Below are 21,610 nucleotides of genomic sequence, written 5' to 3' on the forward strand. Positions count from 1 at the left end.
GCGTTTTTCCCCGACGCCGGTGGGAGAGGACGATGACCAGCGCAGCTGGCAAGTGGGATACACGAGGGCACATGGCCGCTTTGGCCCGGTGCCCTTTGCCATGTCTGGTCAATTCCGCTCCCCTTACCACAATTTGAAGTTGGGCGGCCCCGCACTGCGCGGGGTCGAAAAAGGGAGGCTTAGATGAAGTTCAAGGCACTGATCGGAACGTCGATCCTTGCGATGACGGTGGCGACGCCGGCATATGCGCAGGACGCGGCGGATGAAGTGGAACGCGATGCTTTCGGCGGCGAAATCGTCGTCACGGCGCAGCGCCAGTCGGAACGGCTGCAGGACGTGCCGATCGCGGTCAGCGCCTTTTCGACCGAGGCATTGGAAGCGCAGCAGATCAAGACCCCGTCCGATCTTCAGCTGACCCTGCCCAACGTCACCTTCACCAAGACCAACTTCACCGGCGCGAGCTTCACGATCCGCGGCATCGGCGATCTGTGCGTCGGCGCCACTTGTGACAGCGCGACCGCGATCCATCTGAACGGCAGTCCGCTGTTTGCGACCCGTCTGTTCGAAACCGAATTCTTCGACCTCGAGCGGGTCGAAGTGCTGCGCGGTCCACAGGGCACATTGTTCGGGCGCAATGCGACGTCGGGCGTGGTCAATGTCATCACCGCCAAGCCAAAGCTGGGCGTGTTCGAAGCGGCAGCCGAGGCCGAATATGGCAATTATAATTCGATAAAGGGCAAGGGGATGATCAACATCCCGCTGGGTGATACACTGGGCCTGCGCGTTGCCGGGATATATTTGAACCGTGACGGCTATACCAAAAACACCTTCCTCAACACCCGCATCGACGACCGCGACCTTTATTCGGTGCGTGGCTCGCTGCGCTGGGAACCGACCGACGACACGACGATCGATTTTCTCGCCTCTTATTTTCACGAACGCGACAAACGCACCCGCATCCAGAAACAACAGTGCCAGCGTGACCCGACCGGTATCCTCGGCTGTTTGAACACCCGCCGCGACAATTCACCGTTCAACGGCAATGCGACGTTCACGGCTGCGCTGACCTCGCGCGAATTCCTGGGCATTCGCGGCATCCCCAACGGGATCAACTCGCCGCTCGATTTCTCGCTGGGCAGCCTTTACGGCCCTGATGTATATGCGGGCACGACGATCCCGTCCGACCCGCGTGTCGTCAACACCGCCTATACGCCCAGCTATTTTACCAGCGAACTGACGCTGCGGGGCGAGATCGAGCATAATTTCGGGCCGGTCTCCCTGGCGGTTTCGGGCCAGTATCAAAAGGTCAAGCTCGACGCATCGCAGGATTATAACAGCAATGTCGGCAACCGGGCGCTTTACGGCACCGGGCTGGCGAACCTGCAGGCAGCGGCCAGCGGCGCATTCGGCCCCGGACTCCAAGCCTATCTGGGGCCGGTAGCGGCGGCAATCATCCCCAACGGACCGGCCGGCGTGCTCTGCACCTCGCAGGCTGAGGAAAGCGGCCTCGGCGGCTTCGGCGGCAACAGCATCTGTAGCGACCAGTCGTTACAGTTCGACCGGTCAAACTCCTACACCTCAAGCTGGTCGGCCGAAGCGATTTTGAGCAGCGATCTCGACGGACCGTTCAACTTCCTGGTTGGCGGCATCTATGCCGATTCGCACCTGACCGAAAACAGCTATTATGTGAACGCCTTTCCGATCGACTATCTGACCGGTGTGCTGGGCGCGTTTACCGCGCTCGGCGGCGGCTTGCCGCCCTCCTTTCTGGGCACGCCGTTTTTCCGCAACCACACCGATGATCTGAAGATCAGATCCTACGGAATTTTCGGCGAAGCCTATTTTGAGGTCAACGACCGGCTGAAACTGACGGCAGGTCTGCGCTATAATAATGACAAAAAAGAGGTGATTGCCCGGTCTACCCTCGCCAGCTTCCTGGTGCCCTTTGGCCAGACCGGCTCGGCGTTTGATTCGCCCACTGCGGCTGGTTTCGATGCCGATCCGGGGTCGCTTTGCACGACACCGGGCAGCGCTATCCCCGGCGCGATCGGTTCTGTGGTCGGCTGCGAAGCATTCCAGGTGCGCAACGTCGGGTTCAACAAGATGACCGGCCGTGCGGTGCTCGACTATAAAGTGACCGAGGACAATCTGGTCTATATCTCCTATTCGCGCGGCTATAAATCGGGCGGCATCAACCCGCCGCTCCAGCCGATCTTCGCGGTCCCCGAAACCTTCGCCCCCGAACAGGTCGATGCCTTTGAAATCGGGTCCAAGAACAGCTTTGGCAACGGCGCGCTCCAGCTCAACCTGACGGCTTTTTATTATAAGTATAAAAGCCTGCAACTAAGCAAGATCGTTGCCCGCACCGCAGTCAACGACAATGTCGATGCCGACATCTATGGCGTCGAGGCCGAAGCCATCGTGCGGCCCGACCCCAATATGGTGATCAACCTGGGCTTCAGCTATCTGCATACCAAGGTAACCGAGGACAAATTCACGAGCAACCCGCGTGACTTTGGTGGCGGCCGCGCCGATGCGGTAATCATCAAGGACATCACCAACGCCGCAAACTGTGCGGTGGCATCGACCAGCGGCAGCGTTGCGGGGGTCAATGGCTATGTCAATCAGATCCAGACACTGATCAACGGCGGCGCCATTCCAGGTGTCGTCGCGGGTGCCGGTTTGCAACCGACCACCGCCTTCCCCGCCGACGGAGGCATCGCTTCGACCGGGGCTTTCAGCATCTGTTCGGTGATGGAAGCGACGGCAGGAACCGTTGGTCAGGCCTTCGGCGGAATCGAGTATTTCTCGGCCGGCATCCCCGTCAACATCAAGGGCAACCAATTGCCGCAGGCACCGAATTATAAATTCTCGGCCGGCGTACAATATACGATCGACTTCGACAACGACATGTCGCTCGTCCCACGCCTCGACCTGGCTTATACCGGCGAGAGCTATGGCAGCATCTTCAACGGCAATGTGAACCGGATCAAGGGCTATGCCCAGGTCAATGCCCAGCTGCAGCTGAACGGTCCCGACGACAAATGGTATGTGAAGGGGTTCATCCAGAATGTCTTCGACGCCAACAGCGTCACCGGCCTTTACATCACCGACCAGTCGTCGGGAAATTACACCAATATCTTCACCCTCGAGCCGCGCCGCTATGGCATCGCGGCGGGCGTGCGCTTCTGACGACCCATCAGCAGTAACGCCAAACAAGAAAGCCCCGGTCTCTCAAACGAGAGACCGGGGCTTTCTTTTGGGAATTGTATCGATTGCAAACGGGCCTGTTTCGACGCACCCCAACCCCCTCACATCTCGTCACCCTGAACTTGTTTCAGGGTCCATGGCCTGCTCTCGAATGGAACGCAGCGTGGCGGGAGAGACTTGGTCATGGATGCTGAAACAAGTTCAGCATGACGAAGAGAAGGGCGTCGGCTTTTCGTTTGCCCCGATGGTGGGACGGAGCGCGATGACCGCCCCGCCCCTGCCCCATCAGAATTTGTAGCGGATGGTTCCGCCATAGGTGCGCGGCTGGCTCGGATAGCCAGAAACGCTGCCCGCCTGCGCCACCGCCGGGAAGATCGTCGTCAGATATTGCGCGCCCGTCAGGTTGCGGCCCCACACGCCGACGTCGATCCCGTTGGTCAGGCGGACCGTGAACGACGCGTTGAGCGAGTTGACTTCGCGCTTCAGGTTCTGCGCGACGCTCGCCGGGAAGCCCGACAGGCCCTCGACGATCTGGACCGGGCTTTCATAGCTGTAGTCGAGGTGCGCGATCGCCTTGGTCCCGCCCGCGAACTCGTGCGTATAGGTGCCGCCCATCGACAGCGACAGTTCGGGAATGCCGGCGGGCGTGGCGCCCGAGATGTCGCCGAACGCCGAATTGACGAAGCTGTCATACTTCGCGTCGAGATAGGTCGCCGCCAGCGTCAGGTTGAGCCCATCGACCGGACGCACCGAACCATCGAACTCGATCCCGAAGGTCGACTGCTTGCCCGCGTTGGCGAGCGCGAAGCCGGTGCCGGTGAAGACGTTCGACTGGAAGCCCTTGATCGACTGCTTGAACACCGCGACGTTCACCGCGGCGACGTCCCATTGACCCTTCAGACCGAATTCATAGACGGTCGATTCCTCGGGATTCGCGAAGCGCGAGCCCGAAACCAGGTTCGGAAGGCCGAGGCCGCCGGAGATGATCGCCGGCAGGTCTTCCGCGGTCGGACGGCTGTCACGCGACAGGTTGATCGAGCTCGCCTTGAAGCCCGTCGCATAGGTCGCATAGATATTGACCGTGTCGGTGAGCTCATAGGCGGCGCGGACGCTGTACGAGAAGTCGCCGTCGTTGGTCTTGCCGCTTTCGACCGCGTTCGGGACGTTGAGGAACGGCGGCAGGAACTGCAGCGGTCGGAGTGCCAATAGCGGGTTTCCGACGGTAAAGTCATTTCCGTCATCCGCGACATCGGCGGGGTTTAGCGTCGAATTTAACTGACCAAATTGCGTGCCGACGGTCGCAATCTGCTGGAATACGGCGGGCTGCGCCTGTGCGAATGCCTGAACCTGCTCCGCGCTGGCCATGCCGCCCGGAACACCGAGAATTCCGCCGACCTGCGTCGAGACGAATTGTTGCGTCAGCGCGCGGCCGCCCGTCGCGGTCAGGTCGATTCCCGAAAAGACGTCGCTGCTGACGACATTGGTGGAAAAGCGCTTGCGGTCCTTGGTGTAGTTTCCGCCCAATGTGAGCGTCAGCCGGTCAGTGACTTCGAAATCGACGGTGCCGAAGATCGAGAAGGCTTCGTTCTTCATCTTATAGGCTTCGTCGAGCCCGTCGCCGGCGCGGAAGAACTGGCCGCTATAATCCGTGCCGTTGGCGCTGCCCATGACCGCTTCGAGTTGGGCGGCGTTGAAGGCGCCTCCGCTCGCCTGGCTGATCAGCGCGCTCGCATAAGGACGGAAGTCGTCGCCGAACTTGATCGCGCTCTGCTGATTGACCTTCTCGTTGAAATAATAGCCGCCGAGCAGGAAGTTGATCGGGCCGTCGAAGTCCGAGGTCAGGCGGATTTCCTGCGTGAAGGTGTCGATGTCGACATAGTCGCTCTTCTCGCCGATCAGGTCGGCGGCGGTGAAGTCCGAATCCTGGTTGGTATCGGCACGCACCTGGCGATAGGCGGTGATCGAGGTCAGCGCGAGGTTGCCGAGATCATAGTCGATCTGCGCCGAACCGCCGTAATTCTCGATCTTATTCGACGACAGGAAATTATTGTAGACGTCGTAGGAGAAGGGATTTTCGCGGTCGATGCTGGTGCCGCCGGCGAGTGCGTCGGTGATCGCCACCGTCGGGCCGGCGATGACATTGCCCGCGATGCAGCAATTCTCGTCGATCTTGTCATAGTCGCCGATCAGGCGGATCGACAGCGCGTCGGTCGGTTCGAACAAAAGCTGGCCGCGCACGCCCCAGCGGTTGCGGTCGTTGACGTCGGTGTCGAGGTTGAGGTCCTGCGCATAGCCGTCGCGGCGGTTGTAGCTGCCGCCGATCGAGAAGGCGACGGTGTCGCTGATCGGGCCGGTGACGTCGCCCTTGACGGTGATTGCATTGTAGTTGCCGTAAGTGACTTCGGCCGAGCCGCCGAATTCATACTGCGGCTTTTGCGTGACGATGCTGATGACGCCGGCGCTCGCATTCTTGCCGAACAGCGTCGACTGCGGACCGCGCAGCACTTCGATGCGCTCGACGTTCGGAAGGTCGCCGATCTGGGCGGCCGAGCGCGAGCGGTAGACGCCGTCGATGAAGACGCCGACCGACGGTTCGATGCCCGCATTGTTCGCGCCGTTGCCGAAGCCGCGGATGATGAAGTTGGTGTTCGCGCTCGACTGGAGCTGCGAGACGCGCAGGCTGGGCACCGCGGTCTGCAGGTCGATGAGGTCGCGGATCTGCGCGTCTTCAAGCTGCGCCGCCGACGTCACCGAAACGGCAACCGGCGTGTCCTGCAGCGTCTGCGACCGCTTGCTCGCGGTGACGATGATGTCGTTGCCATAATCGGTGTCGTCGACGGCCGTCCCGGCATCCGCCGGCGCGGCGGCATCCTGGGCGAAAGCATAAGCGGGGGTGGTGGCGGCGCACAGCATGGTGGCGCCCAACAGGATGTTGCGCAAAGTCATGATGATGTCTCTCTCTCCAAAACCACCGAAGCGCAGCCAAAGGCTTGTCGGGAGATGCCCGGCAGTAACTGATCGGTCTAACGCACCGCCCCGCCGCGTCAACGCGCGCGCATGCGAACGCCCGGATTTTCCGTCCATTAGTGGCACAAAAGCAACAGTTTACGCTACGGAAGGCGTAACCGGGCTGTCACAAAAACGCCGAACGACGATGGAGAGAAGATGGTGCCTGGGGACGGGATCGAACCGCCGACACTGCGATTTTCAGTCGCATGCTCTACCAACTGAGCTACCCAGGCGAACCGCGGCGGCCGGTCGGCCGCGCTGGCGAGCGGCGGCTATAGGCAGGGCTTTGCGTCCTGTCCAGTGGCTTTCTCGGCGATTTATCCCTCGTCGAAACGATCGTCTTCGGCGGTGCCGTCGGGCGCCTGATCGACCGGCACGCGATAGCCTTCGCCGAACCAATTGAGCAGGTCGCGGTCGCGGCAGCCGCGGCTGCAAAAGGGCTTGTATTCGGGGTCGCGCGGCTTGCCGCAGAGCGGGCAGCGCGGGGATTTACTGGGCATGTCCCGCTCCTTTGACGGCCGGGTCCGGGGCAAGACGGACGGCGCGGCCAGTGCACATCTGCAATGTTTCGATCCAGACTTTGCGCGCGGCGATATGGTCGATCACGCTGGCGCGCGCGGTCAGCGTCAAGTCGCCCGTCCCGACCGCGCGTTCGGCCCGGCGCAGCAGCAGCGCGGCATCGGTCGCGACCGGATCGAGACGGACCTGTTCGATCAGCGACGGCCGCTCGCGGCGGCGGACGATCTGCATGAAGCCGAAGCCATTGACCGCGGTGCGCTCGAACGGCGGCGGCAGCGCGGCGTCGACCGCGGCGTCGATCGCCTGCCGCCCCGCGCGATCGGGCACAGACGGGAAGTCGATGCCGATCGATCCGCCGATGTCGCAGCGGCGGATCAGTGCCGCGGCTTCGCGGGCGCCCGCCTGGGCAAGCGCCAGCGCGTGCCCTTCGCCGTCGATGTCGATCAGCAGCATCGCCGGGGTCGCATCGACCCACAGCGCGCCGCCCGCAAAGGGCCAGTGCCCGGTGCGGACATGGTCGATCAGTTCGGACCAACCCGCCTGTTCGAGGCGGTCGGGACCGGCCGGATGCAGGTCGGCAACGGCGATGCCGGTTGCGGCGATGCGCGCGCGCAGGCCAGGGCCGTCGCCAAGCGCGGCGTCCGCCTCCGCCATCCGCGCCCGCGCGGGCTTGTCGCGGCCGCGTTCGCGCAGCGCCATGCGGGTGATTTCGACGATGAGCCGCGCCCCGGTAGAGGTCGACGGCGGCAGGCCGGCCAGCGTCGCCTGCGGCGCGCCCGGCCAGTCGAGCGCGATCAGCGCGCCCTTGCCGCCCCTGCCCGCCTCGACCAGTTTCGCGGCGACGATCGCGCCGACGCGCGGACCGTCCGCGTCACGCTCGATCCGCGCCTCGACGATGTCGCCGTCCTCGATCAGCGCCGCGCGTGCTTCGCCGATCCCGGCTTCGTAGAGCCACTCAGCCAAGCGGGATTCCGGTGCTCGTCAGGAGCGCGCGCGTTTCGAAAAGCGGCAGGCCGACGACATTCGAATGGCTACCCGACAGGAAGCGCACGAAGGTTTCGGCGCGGCCCTGGATCGCATAGCCGCCCGCCTTGCCCATCCCTTCGCCGCATTCGACATAAAGGTCGATCTCGGCGGCGCTCAGCGCCTTGAAGGCGACGATCGTGTCGACGACGCGGATGCGCGGACGGTCATCCGCCCCCACGACGCACACGCCCGACCAGACATGGTGGCGCCGCCCCGACAGCAGGGCAAGCATCCGGCGCAGGTCGGCTTCGTCGGCGGGCTTTTCGAGGATGCGGCGCCCGACCGCCACCGTCGTATCGCCCGCGAGGACGACTTCGTCCGGCGCACGCTCGACCGCGAGCGCCTTGCCCCGCGCCAGCCGGGCGACATAGTCACGCGGCAGCTCGCCCTTCAGCGGCGTCTCGTCGATTTCGGGGGCCGCGAAACGGGCGGGTACGAGCCCGATCCGCGCCAGCAATTCGCGCCGGCGCGGCGAGGTCGAAGCGAGCACCAACGCGGGAATGGTCGCCGCGCCGCTCACTTGAAGCGATAGGTGATCCGACCCTTGGTCAGGTCATAGGGGGTGAGTTCGACGAGCACTTCGTCGCCCACGAGGACGCGGATGCGATTCTTGCGCATCTTGCCGGCCGTGTGGCCCAATATCTCGTGATCATTTTCCAGTTTGACGCGAAACATCGCGTTGGGCAGCAGTTCGACCACTTGGCCGCGCATTTCCAGAAGTTCTTCTTTCGCCATCAGTCCTCTTATTGGCTCGAATTCGAAGGATGCGCGCCCATAACCGCAATTTGCGGCAATTGAAAGCAATCTGTCATGGAGCGCGGTTCGGGCGGCGTGGAAGGCCGCGAACTCGGTTCTTTTTGACTCACGCGGAGACGCGGAGGCGCGGAGATGTCGTGCCAACCGCGAAGCGGCCTGTCTTTTCCACGCTTCGGCACGACGCGCCGTAGATGGAGAAAAGGGGCCTGCCGGCCCGCCCGAACTCCTCCGCGCCTCCGCGTCTCCGCGTGAACCAGAATATCACGACACCAGCTTGACCTTCCGCGCGATACGCCAGCCGACGGTCTTCATCCACGCATAGCTCGGCCAGCGCGGCGGCATCGCGGGGTCGAGCCCCATGCGGCGCAGCGCGGCGTTGGCGGCATGCGCTTCGGATTCGCGATAGCTCCATTCGCTGCGCCAGGTGATCGACAGCGAAATCGACGGCGCATCGCCGTTGGCGACGAAATGCGGCGCCATCACCGGTATCAGCACCGCGTCGCCGGGGCCGAGCGGCACCTGCTGCGCGTCGTCCTTATATGCGTCTTCCCACGGCAGGTTGCGGTGGCCGCCGGTGTGATAGCGTTCGTGCTCGCGGCGGTGCGCGAAGCGTTCGTCGCCCGCGGGCCAGACGTTCATCACCTTGCGCCCCTTGAGCTGGAGCAGGATATTGTGTTCGGGATCGAAATGGAACGGCGTGATCGATCCCGGCGAAGAGATGAAGATGAAGCCCTGCGGCGTCAGCATCGCGCCGGTGCGGGGAATCACGACGGGTTCGAGTTCGCCGAGCAGGTCCATCAACAGGGTGCGATAGGCCGCGACATTCTCGATATTCTTGAGCACCGCCCAGCTGCCGTTGCTGTCGATCCTGCGGATCGTCTCGCCGATCGACAGGCCGTTGGAGGGCACATCCTCGGGCCGGATACCGATCGGCACATTGCCCGGATTATATTCGACCTCGCTTGCGGGCAGGCTTTCGCCAAGCTGTGCCAGCGCCTCGATCGACAGGAGGGGATGGTCGGGAAGGCGGTGATGGAGCAGCCCCGCCTGCTGCGGATAAAGCGACGCCATCCGTTCCAGCATCTCGGCGGGGAATATGGCGCGATCGATCGGCTGGTGGGCGGTCATAGCGGGCTTTCTACCTCATTTGCGGGCGCCGCGGCACCCTTCCAGCGCCGCCACAGGCGTTCGGCCTTGTCCAGCATCGCAAAGCGCAGCCGGTCGGCGGGCGCCGACAGCGGCGCGTTGACCCAGACCAGCGCGCGGCGCTCGCGCCAGACGCTGTCGATCATCGGATGGCCCGGCGCGGCGCAGCTGTCGACCCACGCGACCTTTGGGTCGTCGAGCAGATCGAGATTCGCCTGTTGCAGCAGCACCCCGGGCGAGAAGCGGGCATAATGTTCGTCGAATGCGGTCTTGAACGAAAAACCGCCGGGCGGGCAGAGGAAATTGACCAGCATCGCCAGTGGACGGCCGTCCAGATCGAGCGCGCGCATGTCGAGCTTGCCCGCGTTGGCCGCGCCGGTCAGCACCGCGCGGAACCACGCCTCGGTCTCGCCATGGCTCGCGAGCGCCGATCCCGCGCGCCCCTTCCAGCCGCGCGCTTCGAGGGTGAGGAAGGCGTCGATCCACGGATCGATCTCCTCGCCCGCCTGCCAGCGGCGGAAACCGACCGCGCCCTGTTCGGCGAGCCGGTTCGCCTGGCGGCGCAATTCCTTGCGTTTCTTGGCGCGCACCGCGCCATCCCAATAATCGTCCGGCGACAGCGGGCTTTCGAGCAGCGCGCGTTCTTCGCGGTGCACGACGTTCGCCTCGCCGCCGCGCACCCGCGCGACGTCGACGAGCGCGCGGTGGAGCGGGCCGTTTTCGGTCAGCCGCGGCACATGCAGCAGCGTGTGCGCCCAGGGCGCCGCGTCGCACCAGCCGAGCAGGATCGACCAGAACAGGCTTTCGAAGCCGGCGCGCACCAATGGCGCGCCGTGGAAATGATTGGGATGCGCCCAGCCGGTAACGTGCCGCAGCGGCAAGCGGCCATAATGGCGCGCGGACGCGACCGGCATGACGCCGATCACCGGCCCGTCGCTGCCGTCGCGCACCATGACCAGCCGCGCTCGGCGTTCGGGATCGAGCAGGTGCAGTGCCGATTGCAGGCACCAGCGTTCGGCGAACGGATTGGGTTCGCTCGCCTCGCCCGCGAGCCGGTCCCACGCCGCAGCAAGATCGGGCGACAACGCGAGCGGATCGACGATGCGCACGGTGAGCGGGGAAACTTCGCCGGCACTCGTCGGAAAGGCGGGATGGACCGTCATCGGCGAGAGGTTAGCAGCGAAGCGTTAAGATGGCGTGGCGATTCTACTAAGCCCCTCCCGCAAGCGGGAGGGGAGAAGAAAGCCTATATCCCGAACAGCTTCGCCAGCGACTTCTCCAGCATGAAGAATTGCCAGATCAACCGGCCGTGATCGCGGCGGCCCGACTGGTGCGCGGCGACGATGCGTTCAATCTCGGCCATGTCGAACCAGCCCGAGCGCGCAAGCGTCGATGAGGTCGCGAGCGCCTTCGCCTGCTCGACCAGCGGGCCGCGGAACCACGCCGAAACCGGCGTCACGAACCCCATCTTGGGGCGGTAGAGAATGTCGTGCGGCAGATAGCGTTCCATCGCCTGCTTCATAATCGCCTTCCCCGTCCCGCGCTTGACGCGCATCGACGCGGGCAGGCTCGCGGCGAATTCGATCAGGCGGTAATCGAGCAAAGGCTCGCGCGCCTCGAGGCTGACCGCCATGCTCATCCGGTCGGTCTTGGTCAATATGTCGCCGGGCAGCCAGATCATCAGGTCGGCATATTGCGCGCGGTCGAGCGGCTCGCGCGCGGGCGCGTCCGCCATCGCTTTCCAATAGCGCGCTTCGGCGACATGATCGCCGAGCGCGTGGTGCGCCGCATCGTTGAAAAGCCTCGCGCGCTGCGCCGGCCCCGTCACGCCGACCGCCTCGGCATAGCCCTCGGCGCCGCTCTTCGACAGGCTGGCGAGCGTCGCGCGCGCGCGCAGCGGGCGCGGCGCCCAGTCCATCTGCGGCCAGACATGCGACAGCGGGCCAAGCACGCCGCGGCGGAGGAAACCGGGGATGAGCCCGCGCAGCCGCTCTTCCTGATGCTGAAAGACCAGGCGGCGATAGCCCGCGAACGCTTCGTCGGCGCCGTCGCCCGAGAGCGCGACCGTCACCTCCTCGCGCGCGAGTTCGCAGACGCGATAGGTCGGGAGCGCGCTCGCGTCGGCAAAGGGTTCGTCGAACATGTCGGCGATTTTGTCGACCAGCGCGAAATCGCCCGGCGAGACGGTGCGCGTGCGGTGGTCGGTTGCGAAGCGTTCGGCGATCTGCTGCGCGTAAGCCGTTTCATCGAGCGCCGCCTGGTCGAAGCCGATCGTGCAGGTCTTGACCGCCTTCGGGCTCGCCTCGGCCATCAGCGCGACGACCGCGCTCGAATCGACCCCGCCCGACAGGAAGGCGCCGAGCGGGACGTCGGCGACCATGCGGTCGGTCACCGCGGCGCGCATCAGGTGGACGAGATGTTCGGCCGCTTCGCCTTCGGACGCGCGGATGCGCTTCGAAAAATCGGGCGCCCACCAGCGTGTCGGAGCCGGCACCGGCTTGCCGCGCTCGAGCATCAGATAATGGCCGGCGGGCAGCTTCTCTACGCCGGCGACGATGCAATTGTCGTCGGGGACATAGCCGAAGGCGAGGAAATCCTCGATCGCGGTGAGGTTCGCTTCCTGCCGCAGCAGCGGATTGCGGAGCAGCCCCTTCAGTTCCGATGCGAACGCCACCGAGCCGTCGGAGAGGCGGACATGGTGAAGCGGCTTCACCCCCAGCCGGTCGCGCGCGAGGAACAGGCAGCCGCGCTGATGATCGTGGATCGCGAAAGCGAACATGCCGTTGAGCCGCGACAGGCAATCGGGGCCCCACTGGCGCCACGCGGCGATGATGACCTCAGTATCGCCGCTGGTGCGGAAACGATGCCCGCGATCCTCCAGCTCGGCGCGCAGTTCGCGGAAATTATAGATTTCACCGTTGTAGGTGAGCGTGACGGCTTCGTCGTCGCTCGCCATCGGCTGCGGGCTACCCGCGATGTCGATGATCGAGAGGCGAAGATGCGCCAGACCGACGCCGGGGGCGGTCCATTCGCCCGACCCGTCGGGGCCGCGGTGCTGCATCGGTTGCAGCATCGCGCGCAGGCGGGCCGGGTCGACCGGTTTCGCCGTGTCCAGATGATAGATGCCGGCGATCCCACACATATAGGAACCGCCTTTAACGCGTTTTCAGCGCGCGGTCAGCCATCGCTTTGACTCCACCCGACGCGGAAACGAAATCGGTGATCGCATCGAGGCCGCCGTGCCGCTCCTCGCTCGATATGATCAAGGATAGCGCGCGCGGATCGCCGCCCAGCAACCGCGCCTGAAGCCCGGCGAGTTTCGCGCGGCGCGGATCGCCGGTCACGGTGCCGCCGACGACATACCAGGTGGCGGCGTCGCGCAGCACCGGGCCGGGGTGGAGCAGCCGCTCGGCCTTTGCGTCTTCGATGGCAGGCAGCGCGGCGCTCCACGCCCATTTGCTGTCGGGGTCGACCGCCCCCTGCCCGAAGGCGACGACTTCGCGCCCTTCGGCCTGACGTTCGTAAGCTCCGACCGCCACCGTCACCATCTGTCCCTTGTCGTTCGCGAACTGGCGGAGCAGCCGCTGGTCGGCGCCGTCGAACCGCGGTGTCCAGGCGGTGCCGTCCACGCGCGCATCGCGCCAGCCCGGCGGCGCCTCCACCGCCATGGTTTCGGGCAGCGGCGCGCTGCGCCCGCCAGCGAGCATCCCCCAACCGGCAAAAAGCAGCGGGACCGCGAGCGCGGCGGGGAGAACCGCCTTCGCCGGACCCGCGAAGCGCGGCACCCCCGTCAGTCCGCTTACATCGACCGCGACATCATTCGCCGGCCGGTCGAACCAGCGCAGCGCGACGAGCATGACGATCAGGATGACGAGGCCGAAGAAGATCCAGCCATAGAAGATATGGTCGATCCCCCCCGCCGCCTCGATCCCCCAGATGTCGGCGGCGACCATCGTGCCATAGGCGCGCAGCGCATTGGCGAGGATCGTCGTCGCGAGCGCCGCGGCGACAAAGACGATGCGCCGCGTCCAGCTTTTGAAGCAGAGATGCGCCGCGAACACCGAGTAAGCGAGCATCGCGATGAGGAAATTGACCCCCGAACATTCCTCGGCGACCTCGAAGAAGCCCGCTTTCGTCGTGATGAACACGCCTTGCATCTCAGCGGCGATGCCCGAGAGGTGGAGCAGGACGACGCTGATATGCGCGGTGAAGGTCTGGAGCAGCGGCACCAGCTCCTCGCCAAACGGCACGAGCAGGAGCGCATAGCCGAGCGGGAAGAGCAGTCCGCGCACCAGCTTTTCGCCGAGCGCCGCGCCGACCGCCCCCTGCAGCATCAGGATCAGGCCGAGCTGGCGGAAGAGGCCGACGCCCGCCGCCTCACCGATAAGCCATGTCAGCCCCGCCCCCGCCATCCAGACGAGCGCGGGCCACCAGAAGACGGGTGTCAGCGGGCGCAGCAGCGCCACGCGCTGCGACACCAGCCAACCGATCATCGGCACCATCAGCAGGCAATGGGTGAAGGTCGAACTATTCCACCAGATGCCCGCCATGTCGGCGGCATCGCGCCAGAAGAGCGCAAGGATGACGGCCGCGAGTAGGCCAAGCGCAGCGAGATGGCGCTGCCAGAGCGTCATGCGGGCAATCCCAGCAACTCGCCGAGCGGCGCCATGCGCGCGTCCCAGCCGTAACGCGCGATCATCCGTGCGCGGGCGGCACGCCCCATCGCCGCTGCGGCAGGATGATCGTCAAAGAGCGCGCAAACGGCGTCGGCCATCTTGTCTGTCCCGTCGGTGACGAGCAGATGCTCGCCCGGCACCGCGTCGATGCCCGTCGCGGCGGCGGCGCTCGCCACCACCGGGCGCGCCATCGCCATCGCTTCGAGCAGCTTGTTCTGCACCCCGCGCGCGAGCAGCAGCGGCGCGACCACCGCATCGGCGGCGGCGAGCCACGGGCGCACATCGGGCACCTCGCCGGTCACGATCACGCCGGGCAGCTTTTCGAGCGCGCGGACCTCTGCGGTGGGCGCGCGGCCGACGATCGCGAAGCGCGCCGACGGATGACGCGCGCGAACCAGCGGCAATATGTCGGTCGCGAACCAGCGCACCGCGTCGATATTGGGGCGGTAATCCATCTGACCGGTGAAGACCGCGAGCGGCCCCTCGCCCGCGCCGACCGCATCCGATGGAAGCGCCGGATCGAACCGATCGGTGTCGATGCCATTCTCGACCGCGCGCACCCGGTCCGCATCCAACCCGCTCTGCGCTCGAAACAGCGCCGCCTCCGCTTCGCTGACGAACAGGCTCGCGTCGGCGCGGCGCGCGACCTTCGCCTCATAGGCGGCGAGCATCAGCGCTTCGCGCTTATGCACCCAGTTGAGCGGCTGACGCTTGTCCTGTTCGGCGTAGGTCTTGAATTTGGCCGAATCGACGTCGACAAAGTCCATCAAGACCGGCCCGCCGAACCGCGTGGGAAGATATTGCGCCATCTGGCCCGAAAAGGCGACGATATGGCTCACACCGCCCTGCCCGATCAGCGCCTCGACTTGACGCGCGAGTGCGGCGCTCCGGAACAGACGGTTCGATACCGGCTCGCCGGTCAAGACGGCCTGCATTAGCGCCATCGGACGCGACGCCTTGCGCACTTCGATCGCCAGGCTCTTGCAAAGCGGTGCCATCTTGTCGCGCGCGCGCGCGGCGTCGGCTTCATTGTCGGCGAGCGCGGCGACATGCACCGGCGCCAGCTTCGCCAGCGCCTCGAACATATGCCAGCTGCGGATGCGGTCGCCGCGGTCGGGTGGCCATGGCGCGCGATGAACGAGGAACAGGATTTCGGCCATTAGCCCAAAAACCTAACCAAGCCCGCGCGCGATCAGCGGCCCGATCCGGTTCGCCGCCCACAGCGGCAGCTTTTTCCAGAGATCGACCTGGAGGCGGTATCGGGCGCTATTGGGATTGGTGTCGCGCGGCCTCTCACCCGACGCGAGCCAGCGCGCGTAGACGAGCGGCTGCGGCTCGAAACCCCAATTCTTCTTGTAAGCGAAGGGGCCGGTTCCGACCTTCGACCGGCCGAAATCGAAACGCGTGCAGCCCTTTTCGCGCGCGTGGCGCATCAACGCGAAATACATGAGTTCGTTGGCGCGCAGGCGGCGGGCATCGGCGGTGCCGCCGCCCCAATAGGGCATCACCGTGCCGCGCCAAGTGAGGCTGAGCACGCTTGCGACCGGACGCCCGCCCTCGCGCACGGTCAATATATCGGCATCGCCTTCGAACGCATCGAGCACGGCGTCGAAAAGTGCCTTCGGAAAAACCGGGGTGCCGAGGTTGCGGACGCTGGTGGCGTAGATGCGATAATGGTCGCGGCGCTCGGCGGCGTCGCGGCCGGTCGTGACGGTCAGGCCGCTTTCGAGCGCCTTGCGTACCTCAGCGCGCTGTTTGCGCGGGATGGCGAGGAGTTCGGCGTCGTCGGCGGCGGCGAGGTCGCGCGCAAAGCCGGCGTAGACGCCTTCCTCACGGGCCCAGCCCTCGCCTTCGGGCAAAGGGCCGCCGCGCAGTTCGACCGAGGGGACGCCGAGCGAGCGCGCCATTGCGGCCGCGCCCTGCGCGAGCGTTGCCGCCACCGCCGGATCGTCGGCCAATATACCGCCATCGACCGCGAAGCCGCTGCCGACGAGCGCCTGACCGAAGAGCGGCGAACGGACATGATGAAGCGGCAGGATGCCGGTCAGCGCGCCGTTCGCGTCGCGCGCGGTGACAAGATGGCACTGATGTCCGGTGGCGCGGGTGATCGCCTCGCACCACGCGCGGCTGTGGAAGGGCGTCGCTTGCGCGTGCGCGGCGACATAGGCGTCCCATTCGCCCGCGCAGGGTAGCGGCACGCCGGAAAACCCGTCCTGCACGGCAAGCGTCGGCGCATTCACGCGGCGGTGCGCCACGACTGCGCGCGCTGCTGCTGCACGGGGAGCAGGGCGTCGGCGCGCGTCCATTCGAAGTCGGCGAGCAGCTTCTTCAGCTTGCCAGCCATGGCGGACAAGCCGCTGTAATGGCGTATTTTCGATTTGATCGGCGCATCGGCGACGCGCGGCTGGCCGGGGTCGATTTCCCAAGGGTGGAAATAGAGGATCGCCGGATGCCCCTCTTCATTCATCCGCGCGATCGCCCAGCGCGTGAAGCCATAGGGGAGCATCCGCATGAAGCCGCCGCCACCCGCCGCCAGCGTGCGCCCCGCAAAACGCGCGGTCGTGACCGGCCATTCGACGAGGTCGCTGCCCGCCACCGGCCGCCACGCGTGACGCGGGCTTTGCGGCCAGCCATAATGATCGTGGACGACCGGCGCGACGCTGCTCGAATAAGCATAGCCCTGTTCGGCGAGCACCGCATGCGCCCAAGGCGTGCGCGTATCGATCGAGAAGCTCGGCGCGCGATAACCGCGCACCGCGACGCCGCCGAGGTCTTCGAGGATGGCGCGCGTCTGCTTGAGATCGGCGGCGAATTCGTCGGCCGTCATGTTGAAGACGCGCTTGTGATCATAGCCGTGGCTGGCGAGCTCGTGCCCCGCCGCGACGATGCGCTTGATCAGTGCGGGATAGCGTTCGGCGACCCAGCCGAGCGTAAAGAAGGTTCCCGTCGCGTCCGCCTCGGCGAAAATCCGCAGCACCGCGTCGCAATTCGCCTCGACGCGGCATTCGAGCGTCGGCCAGTCGGCACGGTCGATCGTGCGCTCAAAGGCGCCGACCTGGAACCAGTCCTCGACATCGACCGACAAGCCGTTCTGCATTTCCTTCGCCCTTATCGCCCTTAAGCCCCTCCCCTTTAGGGGAGGGGTTGGGGTGGGGTCCATCGAGATTGCGCAAGGTCGATGGACCCCACCCCGCTACGCCTAGGGAGCAAGCTCCCAAGTCTCGCTGCCCCTCCCCTGAAGGGGAGGGGTGATTGTTTCGTCAGGCGGCCCAGGTTCGCGACGTCGCCGGGTTGGGTGCGTTTTCGGGATCGCGCTCGACCCATTCGATGAGCAGGTCGAGCACGCGGCGCAACGCCGCATCCTGTTCGACGAGACGTTCCTCGAGCGACGCGACTTGCGCTTCGAGCGCGGCGAGATGTTCGGGGTCTACCGCCGGGACGGCGGGCGCCTCTGGTGCCGGTTCGAGCACATCCTCTGCGGCGGCGGGCGGGGTCAGGGTGATGACCTGCGCCGGTTCGGCGGCCACAGCGAAAGGGACCGGACCGTCAGCACGCTGCGGCCATTCGACCGGCGCCTCGTTCGCGGGCGTCGGGGCGGCGAAGGGAGCGGGGGTCGGCGCGACGGCGGCCGCGGCGGCCGCGACGACCTCTTCGACCGGCAGCGGCGCGAGCGTCGAGGCGTCGAGCCCGCGATCGGCCTCGATCTCGGCGACGACCGAGCGCACATTCTGCGCGGTGATGCGGTTCATCTGTTCGACCGCGCCATAAAGCAGAAGCCGGCTGACGAGGACGTTCAATTTGCGCGGCACGCCTTCGCTATAATCGAAGATTTCCTCGAACGCGTCGGGGCTGAAGCTGGGGTTGCCCGTCCATCCGACCTTGCCGAGGCGGTGCAGGATATAGGGTTCGACCTCCTCGGGCTCCATCGGATCGAGGTGGTGCGTCGCGATCACGCGCTGGCGCAATTGTTCGAGCGTCGGCGAGTGGAAGAGGGTCTGGCGGAACTCGGGCTGGCCGAGCAGGAAAATTTGCAGCAGCGAGTGGCCGCCGAGCTGAAAGTTCGAGAGCATGCGCAGCTCTTCGAGCGCCGAGATCGCGAGATTCTGCCCTTCGTCGACGATCAGCAGCGTGCGCTTGCCCGCGCGCGCCTGTTCGCGCAGATATTGTTCCATCGACCGCAGCAGTTCGGCCTTGCTCTCGCCTTCCCATTCGATGCCGAACTGTTCGGCGACGAGGCGGAGCAGATCGTCGCCCTCGACCTGCGTCGACACCAGCTTGACCGCGGTCAGGCGATTGGGGTCGATCGTGTTCATCAAATGGCCGACGAGCGTCGTCTTGCCCGCGCCGACGTCGCCGGTGATGACGATGAAGCCTTCACCCTGCGCGAGGCCATAGCCAAGGTAGGACATCGCTTTGCGGTGCGTGCCGCTTTCGAAATAGAAATGCGGGTCAGGCGTCAGCTGGAACGGACGTCCGGTGAAACCGTAGAATTGATCGTACATCGCTTATATTCCCGTTCGACTGGTCAGAAGTTGTAACGCAGTCCCACCAAAGCTGAGCCGATAAGCTGGCTGTTGAAGCCTTCCTGATCGAAGGCGTTGAGGCTGGCCGCCGCGGTCCCGGTGAGGCCGCGCCAGAAGCGCCGCGAGTAAGCGGCCGACAAACCGGCCGACTGGACATCGCTCGCCCCCGGCGCACCATTGTCGAAATAATTGACATAGCCCGAGAGGCTGAGGTCCGAATCCACGTCGAGCTGGCGGCCCGCCGAGACGAAGAGATAATAGCTCTCGTCCTTGATCCCGTTCAGCCCGCCGATCGGCGACAGCTGCGGCGCGAGCAGCTTGCGCTGGTCGTAACCGATGCCGACGCCGTAAGCCCAGCCGGAGAAGCGCGAAGCGAGCGTCGCCTGGACGCCGCGGCTGCGATATTGCGCCGAGGTCGCGTTGCCGAGCTGGTTGTTCAGGCAGCCGCCGCCCTCCTGGCCGAACACGCACGGGTTGATATTGCCGCCGATCGGATTGCGCGTCGGGTCGAACTGCGTTGGCAGCGCGGCGAGCCCGCCCGACAGGCCGCGGCCGAGGCTCGACAGCCCGTCATAGACGCCGACCTGGATCGTCGTCGCATGGTCGGCTCGATAGGCGAAGCTGCCGGTATAGATGGTATCGCCATAGCGGCGGCCGACTCTTGCCGTAAGGGAGGTGCGGCGGCTCGGCCGCCACATCACCCCGGCGTCCCAGATCAGCCCGTCGGTGTCGAACGACAGGCGGCGCGGGGTCGATTTGTCGGTGATGAAGCGGCCATTGGCGTCGCGCACGGGAACGCCATCGGCGTCGAGCAGCGGGTCGCGCTGGCCGATCTCGATATCCTCGTAACCGACGCCGCCGAGCAGCGCGACCGTCGGACCGATCGGCATGGTGACGTCGGCGCGGGCGTATTTGCCCTCATATCGCTGGTCGAGCTGGCTCGCATCCTCGCGCTCGTAACCGCCCGACACCTGCCAGCCGAACGGCAGGTCGCCGGGACGCGCGCCGAGGCTGGCCCAGGCGACATGGTTGGTCGAGCTGTCGAAAATATCCTGCGGCTGCACATCGGGCGACAGGATCGCGGGCTGGTCGATGTCGACCTTGGTATAGCCGAAGCGATAGCCGGCGCCGAAGTCGAGCCCGCCGATCCGCCGCGTCAGCGTTGGGCCGGCGTAGATCGAATAGAGGTTGGCGACGTTGCTGGCGTCGCCGATGAACAGGCCGCTGTCGGCGCCCTGCCCGTCGGCGCGGGTGCGCGTCGCGAGCGCACCGCCTTCGAGGTTGAGGCCGCGTGCGACCTCGATCCGCCCGCGTGCAAGGCCGCTGATCGTATCCGAATCGCCGAGATCGCCGTTCCAGCCGAAGCGGTGCTCGTAACGCAAGGTCGCGGCGAGTTCGGCGCGGCGCGTCACGATCGCTGCATCGATGCCGGCCGCGACGGTCGTGTAAGTGAGCACGTCGCCGCCATTTTTGAGGTCGGCGGTCAGCACCTGACCGACCTCGAGATAGGGGCTGACGTCGATCTGACGCCGGGGACGCTGGCGTTCGCCGCGCCCCGCCGCGCCGCCGGATTCGGCCGCAGGCGCGCTCGAAGACGCCTCGCCGGCGCCCGAGCCCGGGTCGCCCGAAAATTGCGCGTGCGCGCCCGTCGCGGTCCCGGCGAGCAGGAGGGCCGCCAGCGCCGCGACGGGACGCATGGTGGTTGCGGTGCGCATCACGCGCCTCCCTGCCCGTAATAGGTGCCGAAGCGGCGACCGCCCGGCGAGAATTTCACGCCGTTCAAAAGCAGCTGGATATGCGGGCACGCGCCCATCAGCCCGATCGCGTCGCGGAGCGCCGATTCCAATGTTTCGTCGGCGCGCACGACCATGATCGTCTGGCCGACGTGACCCGCGAGAACCGCGGCGGGCGAGGCGGCGAGCACCGGCGGCGAATCCAGGATCAGGATGCGGCCCGGCGCGCCCGCCTCGAGCTGCGCGAGCAACGCCTCGGTCCGCGCCGACGCGAGAAGCTCGGTATCGTGCATATGTCCGGTGCCCGCGGGCATGACCTTCAGCCCCGGAATGTCGGTTTGGATCAGGCAGTCGCCTACGGCCAAGCGCGAATCGGCGAGCGCGTCCATCAGGCCCGGGCCATCCTCCAGCCCCAGCGCCTCGATTACGCTCGGCTTCGCAATGTCGGCGTCGATCAGCAGCACGTCGTGATCGGCCTCGACCGCGAGACTGAGGGCCAGATTGACCGCCGAAAAGGTCTTGCCCTCGCCGGGGTTCGCCGAAGCGATCAGCACCCGGTGCCCGCGCGGCAGGATCGGACGGTTGCCGGCGCCGCCGAAATTACGGATCAGCTCGCGCTTCACGATGCGATATTCTTCGGCGATGCCGGTGACGGGCGTGCCGGGCACGATCATGCCGCGCGCCGCAAGCCGCTCGCGGTCGATGCTTCCCTGCCGCGCCGGGACGATCGCGGGCGCCGCCTTCGCGACATCCTTGCGCGGTGACGGCTTGGGCGCCGGGGCGGGTTCGACGGCGGGCGCAGCCTCGACCACCGGCTCCAGGATTTCGGGCTGCGACGCTGCGGCGGGTTCAGCGGGCTTCGCCTTCTTCGCCTTTTTCTCGGGTTCGGGCGGCAGGTTCGACACATCGATCGTCGGCGCGTTGGCGGCGGGATCGATACCGAACATGTCGGCGGCGCGTTCGAGGAGCGAGGGCGGGCGCTTGACTTTGCGTTGATCGTTCATGTCATCGT

General features: G+C 65.9%; 16 protein-coding genes and 1 tRNA gene. 1 reads left to right on the forward strand and 16 read right to left on the reverse strand.

Annotated elements, in window-relative coordinates; genetic code table 11:
• Positions 1-183: 183 nt before the first annotated feature.
• A complete protein-coding gene (locus tag GGR90_RS00720) occupies positions 184-3,192 on the forward strand; it encodes a TonB-dependent receptor (RefSeq protein WP_167918515.1) in 3,009 nt (1,002 codons plus the stop codon).
• 303 nt (positions 3,193-3,495) lie between these two features.
• Here the strand turns inward: GGR90_RS00720 and GGR90_RS00725 are convergent, their stop codons facing one another.
• The 16 genes from GGR90_RS00725 to GGR90_RS00800 form a co-directional block, all read right to left on the reverse strand.
• The gene (locus GGR90_RS00725; protein ID WP_245198326.1) at positions 3,496-6,156 is read right to left on the reverse strand and encodes a TonB-dependent receptor; all 2,661 of its coding nucleotides are present in this window, start codon (positions 6,154-6,156) and stop codon (positions 3,496-3,498) included.
• Between the two features lie 220 nt (positions 6,157-6,376).
• Positions 6,377-6,452: transfer RNA gene (locus GGR90_RS00730), tRNA-Phe, on the reverse strand.
• A gap of 84 nt (positions 6,453-6,536) precedes the next feature.
• Positions 6,537-6,719 (reverse strand): DNA gyrase inhibitor YacG, encoded by a 183-nt coding sequence (locus GGR90_RS00735; protein WP_167918516.1) that lies wholly within the window; start codon positions 6,717-6,719, stop codon positions 6,537-6,539.
• A complete protein-coding gene (locus GGR90_RS00740; protein ID WP_167918518.1) occupies positions 6,709-7,701 on the reverse strand; it encodes an Rne/Rng family ribonuclease in 993 nt (330 codons plus the stop codon). Before GGR90_RS00740 ends, GGR90_RS00735 begins: the two co-directional genes overlap by 11 nt.
• Positions 7,694-8,284 carry a Maf family protein gene (locus tag GGR90_RS00745; protein ID WP_342449866.1) on the reverse strand — a complete coding sequence of 197 codons (591 nt, stop codon included), beginning with the start codon at positions 8,282-8,284 and terminating at the stop codon, positions 7,694-7,696. The genes GGR90_RS00740 and GGR90_RS00745 overlap by 8 nt, the downstream gene beginning before the upstream one ends.
• The gene (gene infA, locus GGR90_RS00750) at positions 8,281-8,499 is read right to left on the reverse strand and encodes a translation initiation factor IF-1 (protein WP_010162480.1); all 219 of its coding nucleotides are present in this window, start codon (positions 8,497-8,499) and stop codon (positions 8,281-8,283) included. Before infA ends, GGR90_RS00745 begins: the two co-directional genes overlap by 4 nt.
• A 282-nt stretch (positions 8,500-8,781) precedes the next feature.
• Positions 8,782-9,648, reverse strand: a complete 867-nt coding sequence (locus GGR90_RS00755; RefSeq protein ID WP_167918521.1) for a cupin-like domain-containing protein — start codon at positions 9,646-9,648, stop codon at positions 8,782-8,784.
• Entirely contained in the window at positions 9,645-10,829 is a 1,185-nt protein-coding gene (locus GGR90_RS00760; protein WP_167918523.1) for a GNAT family N-acetyltransferase, read from the reverse strand. The genes GGR90_RS00755 and GGR90_RS00760 overlap by 4 nt, the downstream gene beginning before the upstream one ends.
• Positions 10,830-10,912: 83 nt before the next feature.
• The gene (locus GGR90_RS00765; protein ID WP_167918525.1) at positions 10,913-12,808 is read right to left on the reverse strand and encodes an XrtA/PEP-CTERM system amidotransferase; all 1,896 of its coding nucleotides are present in this window, start codon (positions 12,806-12,808) and stop codon (positions 10,913-10,915) included.
• 13 nt (positions 12,809-12,821) lie between these two features.
• Entirely contained in the window at positions 12,822-14,300 is a 1,479-nt protein-coding gene (gene xrtA / locus GGR90_RS00770) for an exosortase A (RefSeq protein WP_167918528.1), read from the reverse strand.
• Positions 14,297-15,502: a TIGR03087 family PEP-CTERM/XrtA system glycosyltransferase gene (locus tag GGR90_RS00775; RefSeq protein ID WP_167918530.1), complete on the reverse strand. Its 1,206-nt coding sequence runs from the start codon at positions 15,500-15,502 to the stop codon at positions 14,297-14,299. The genes xrtA and GGR90_RS00775 overlap by 4 nt, the downstream gene beginning before the upstream one ends.
• 12 nt (positions 15,503-15,514) lie before the next feature.
• Positions 15,515-16,561 (reverse strand): FemAB family XrtA/PEP-CTERM system-associated protein, encoded by a 1,047-nt coding sequence (locus GGR90_RS00780; protein ID WP_342449905.1) that lies wholly within the window; start codon positions 16,559-16,561, stop codon positions 15,515-15,517.
• A gap of 17 nt (positions 16,562-16,578) precedes the next feature.
• Positions 16,579-17,439, reverse strand: a complete 861-nt coding sequence (locus GGR90_RS00785; protein WP_167918534.1) for an XrtA system polysaccharide deacetylase — start codon at positions 17,437-17,439, stop codon at positions 16,579-16,581.
• 163 nt (positions 17,440-17,602) lie between these two features.
• On the reverse strand, positions 17,603-18,844 hold the full coding sequence (locus tag GGR90_RS00790; protein ID WP_167918536.1) for an XrtA/PEP-CTERM system-associated ATPase: 1,242 nt from the start codon (positions 18,842-18,844) through the stop codon (positions 17,603-17,605).
• A gap of 23 nt (positions 18,845-18,867) precedes the next feature.
• Positions 18,868-20,580 carry a hypothetical protein gene (locus GGR90_RS00795; protein ID WP_167918538.1) on the reverse strand — a complete coding sequence of 571 codons (1,713 nt, stop codon included), beginning with the start codon at positions 20,578-20,580 and terminating at the stop codon, positions 18,868-18,870.
• On the reverse strand, positions 20,580-21,602 hold the full coding sequence (locus GGR90_RS00800; RefSeq protein WP_167918540.1) for a P-loop NTPase: 1,023 nt from the start codon (positions 21,600-21,602) through the stop codon (positions 20,580-20,582). The genes GGR90_RS00795 and GGR90_RS00800 overlap by 1 nt, the downstream gene beginning before the upstream one ends.
• Positions 21,603-21,610: the final 8 nt, after the last annotated feature.

The organism is Sphingopyxis italica (assembly GCF_011926545.1).
GTDB classification, from domain to species: Bacteria; Pseudomonadota; Alphaproteobacteria; order Sphingomonadales; family Sphingomonadaceae; genus Sphingopyxis; species Sphingopyxis italica.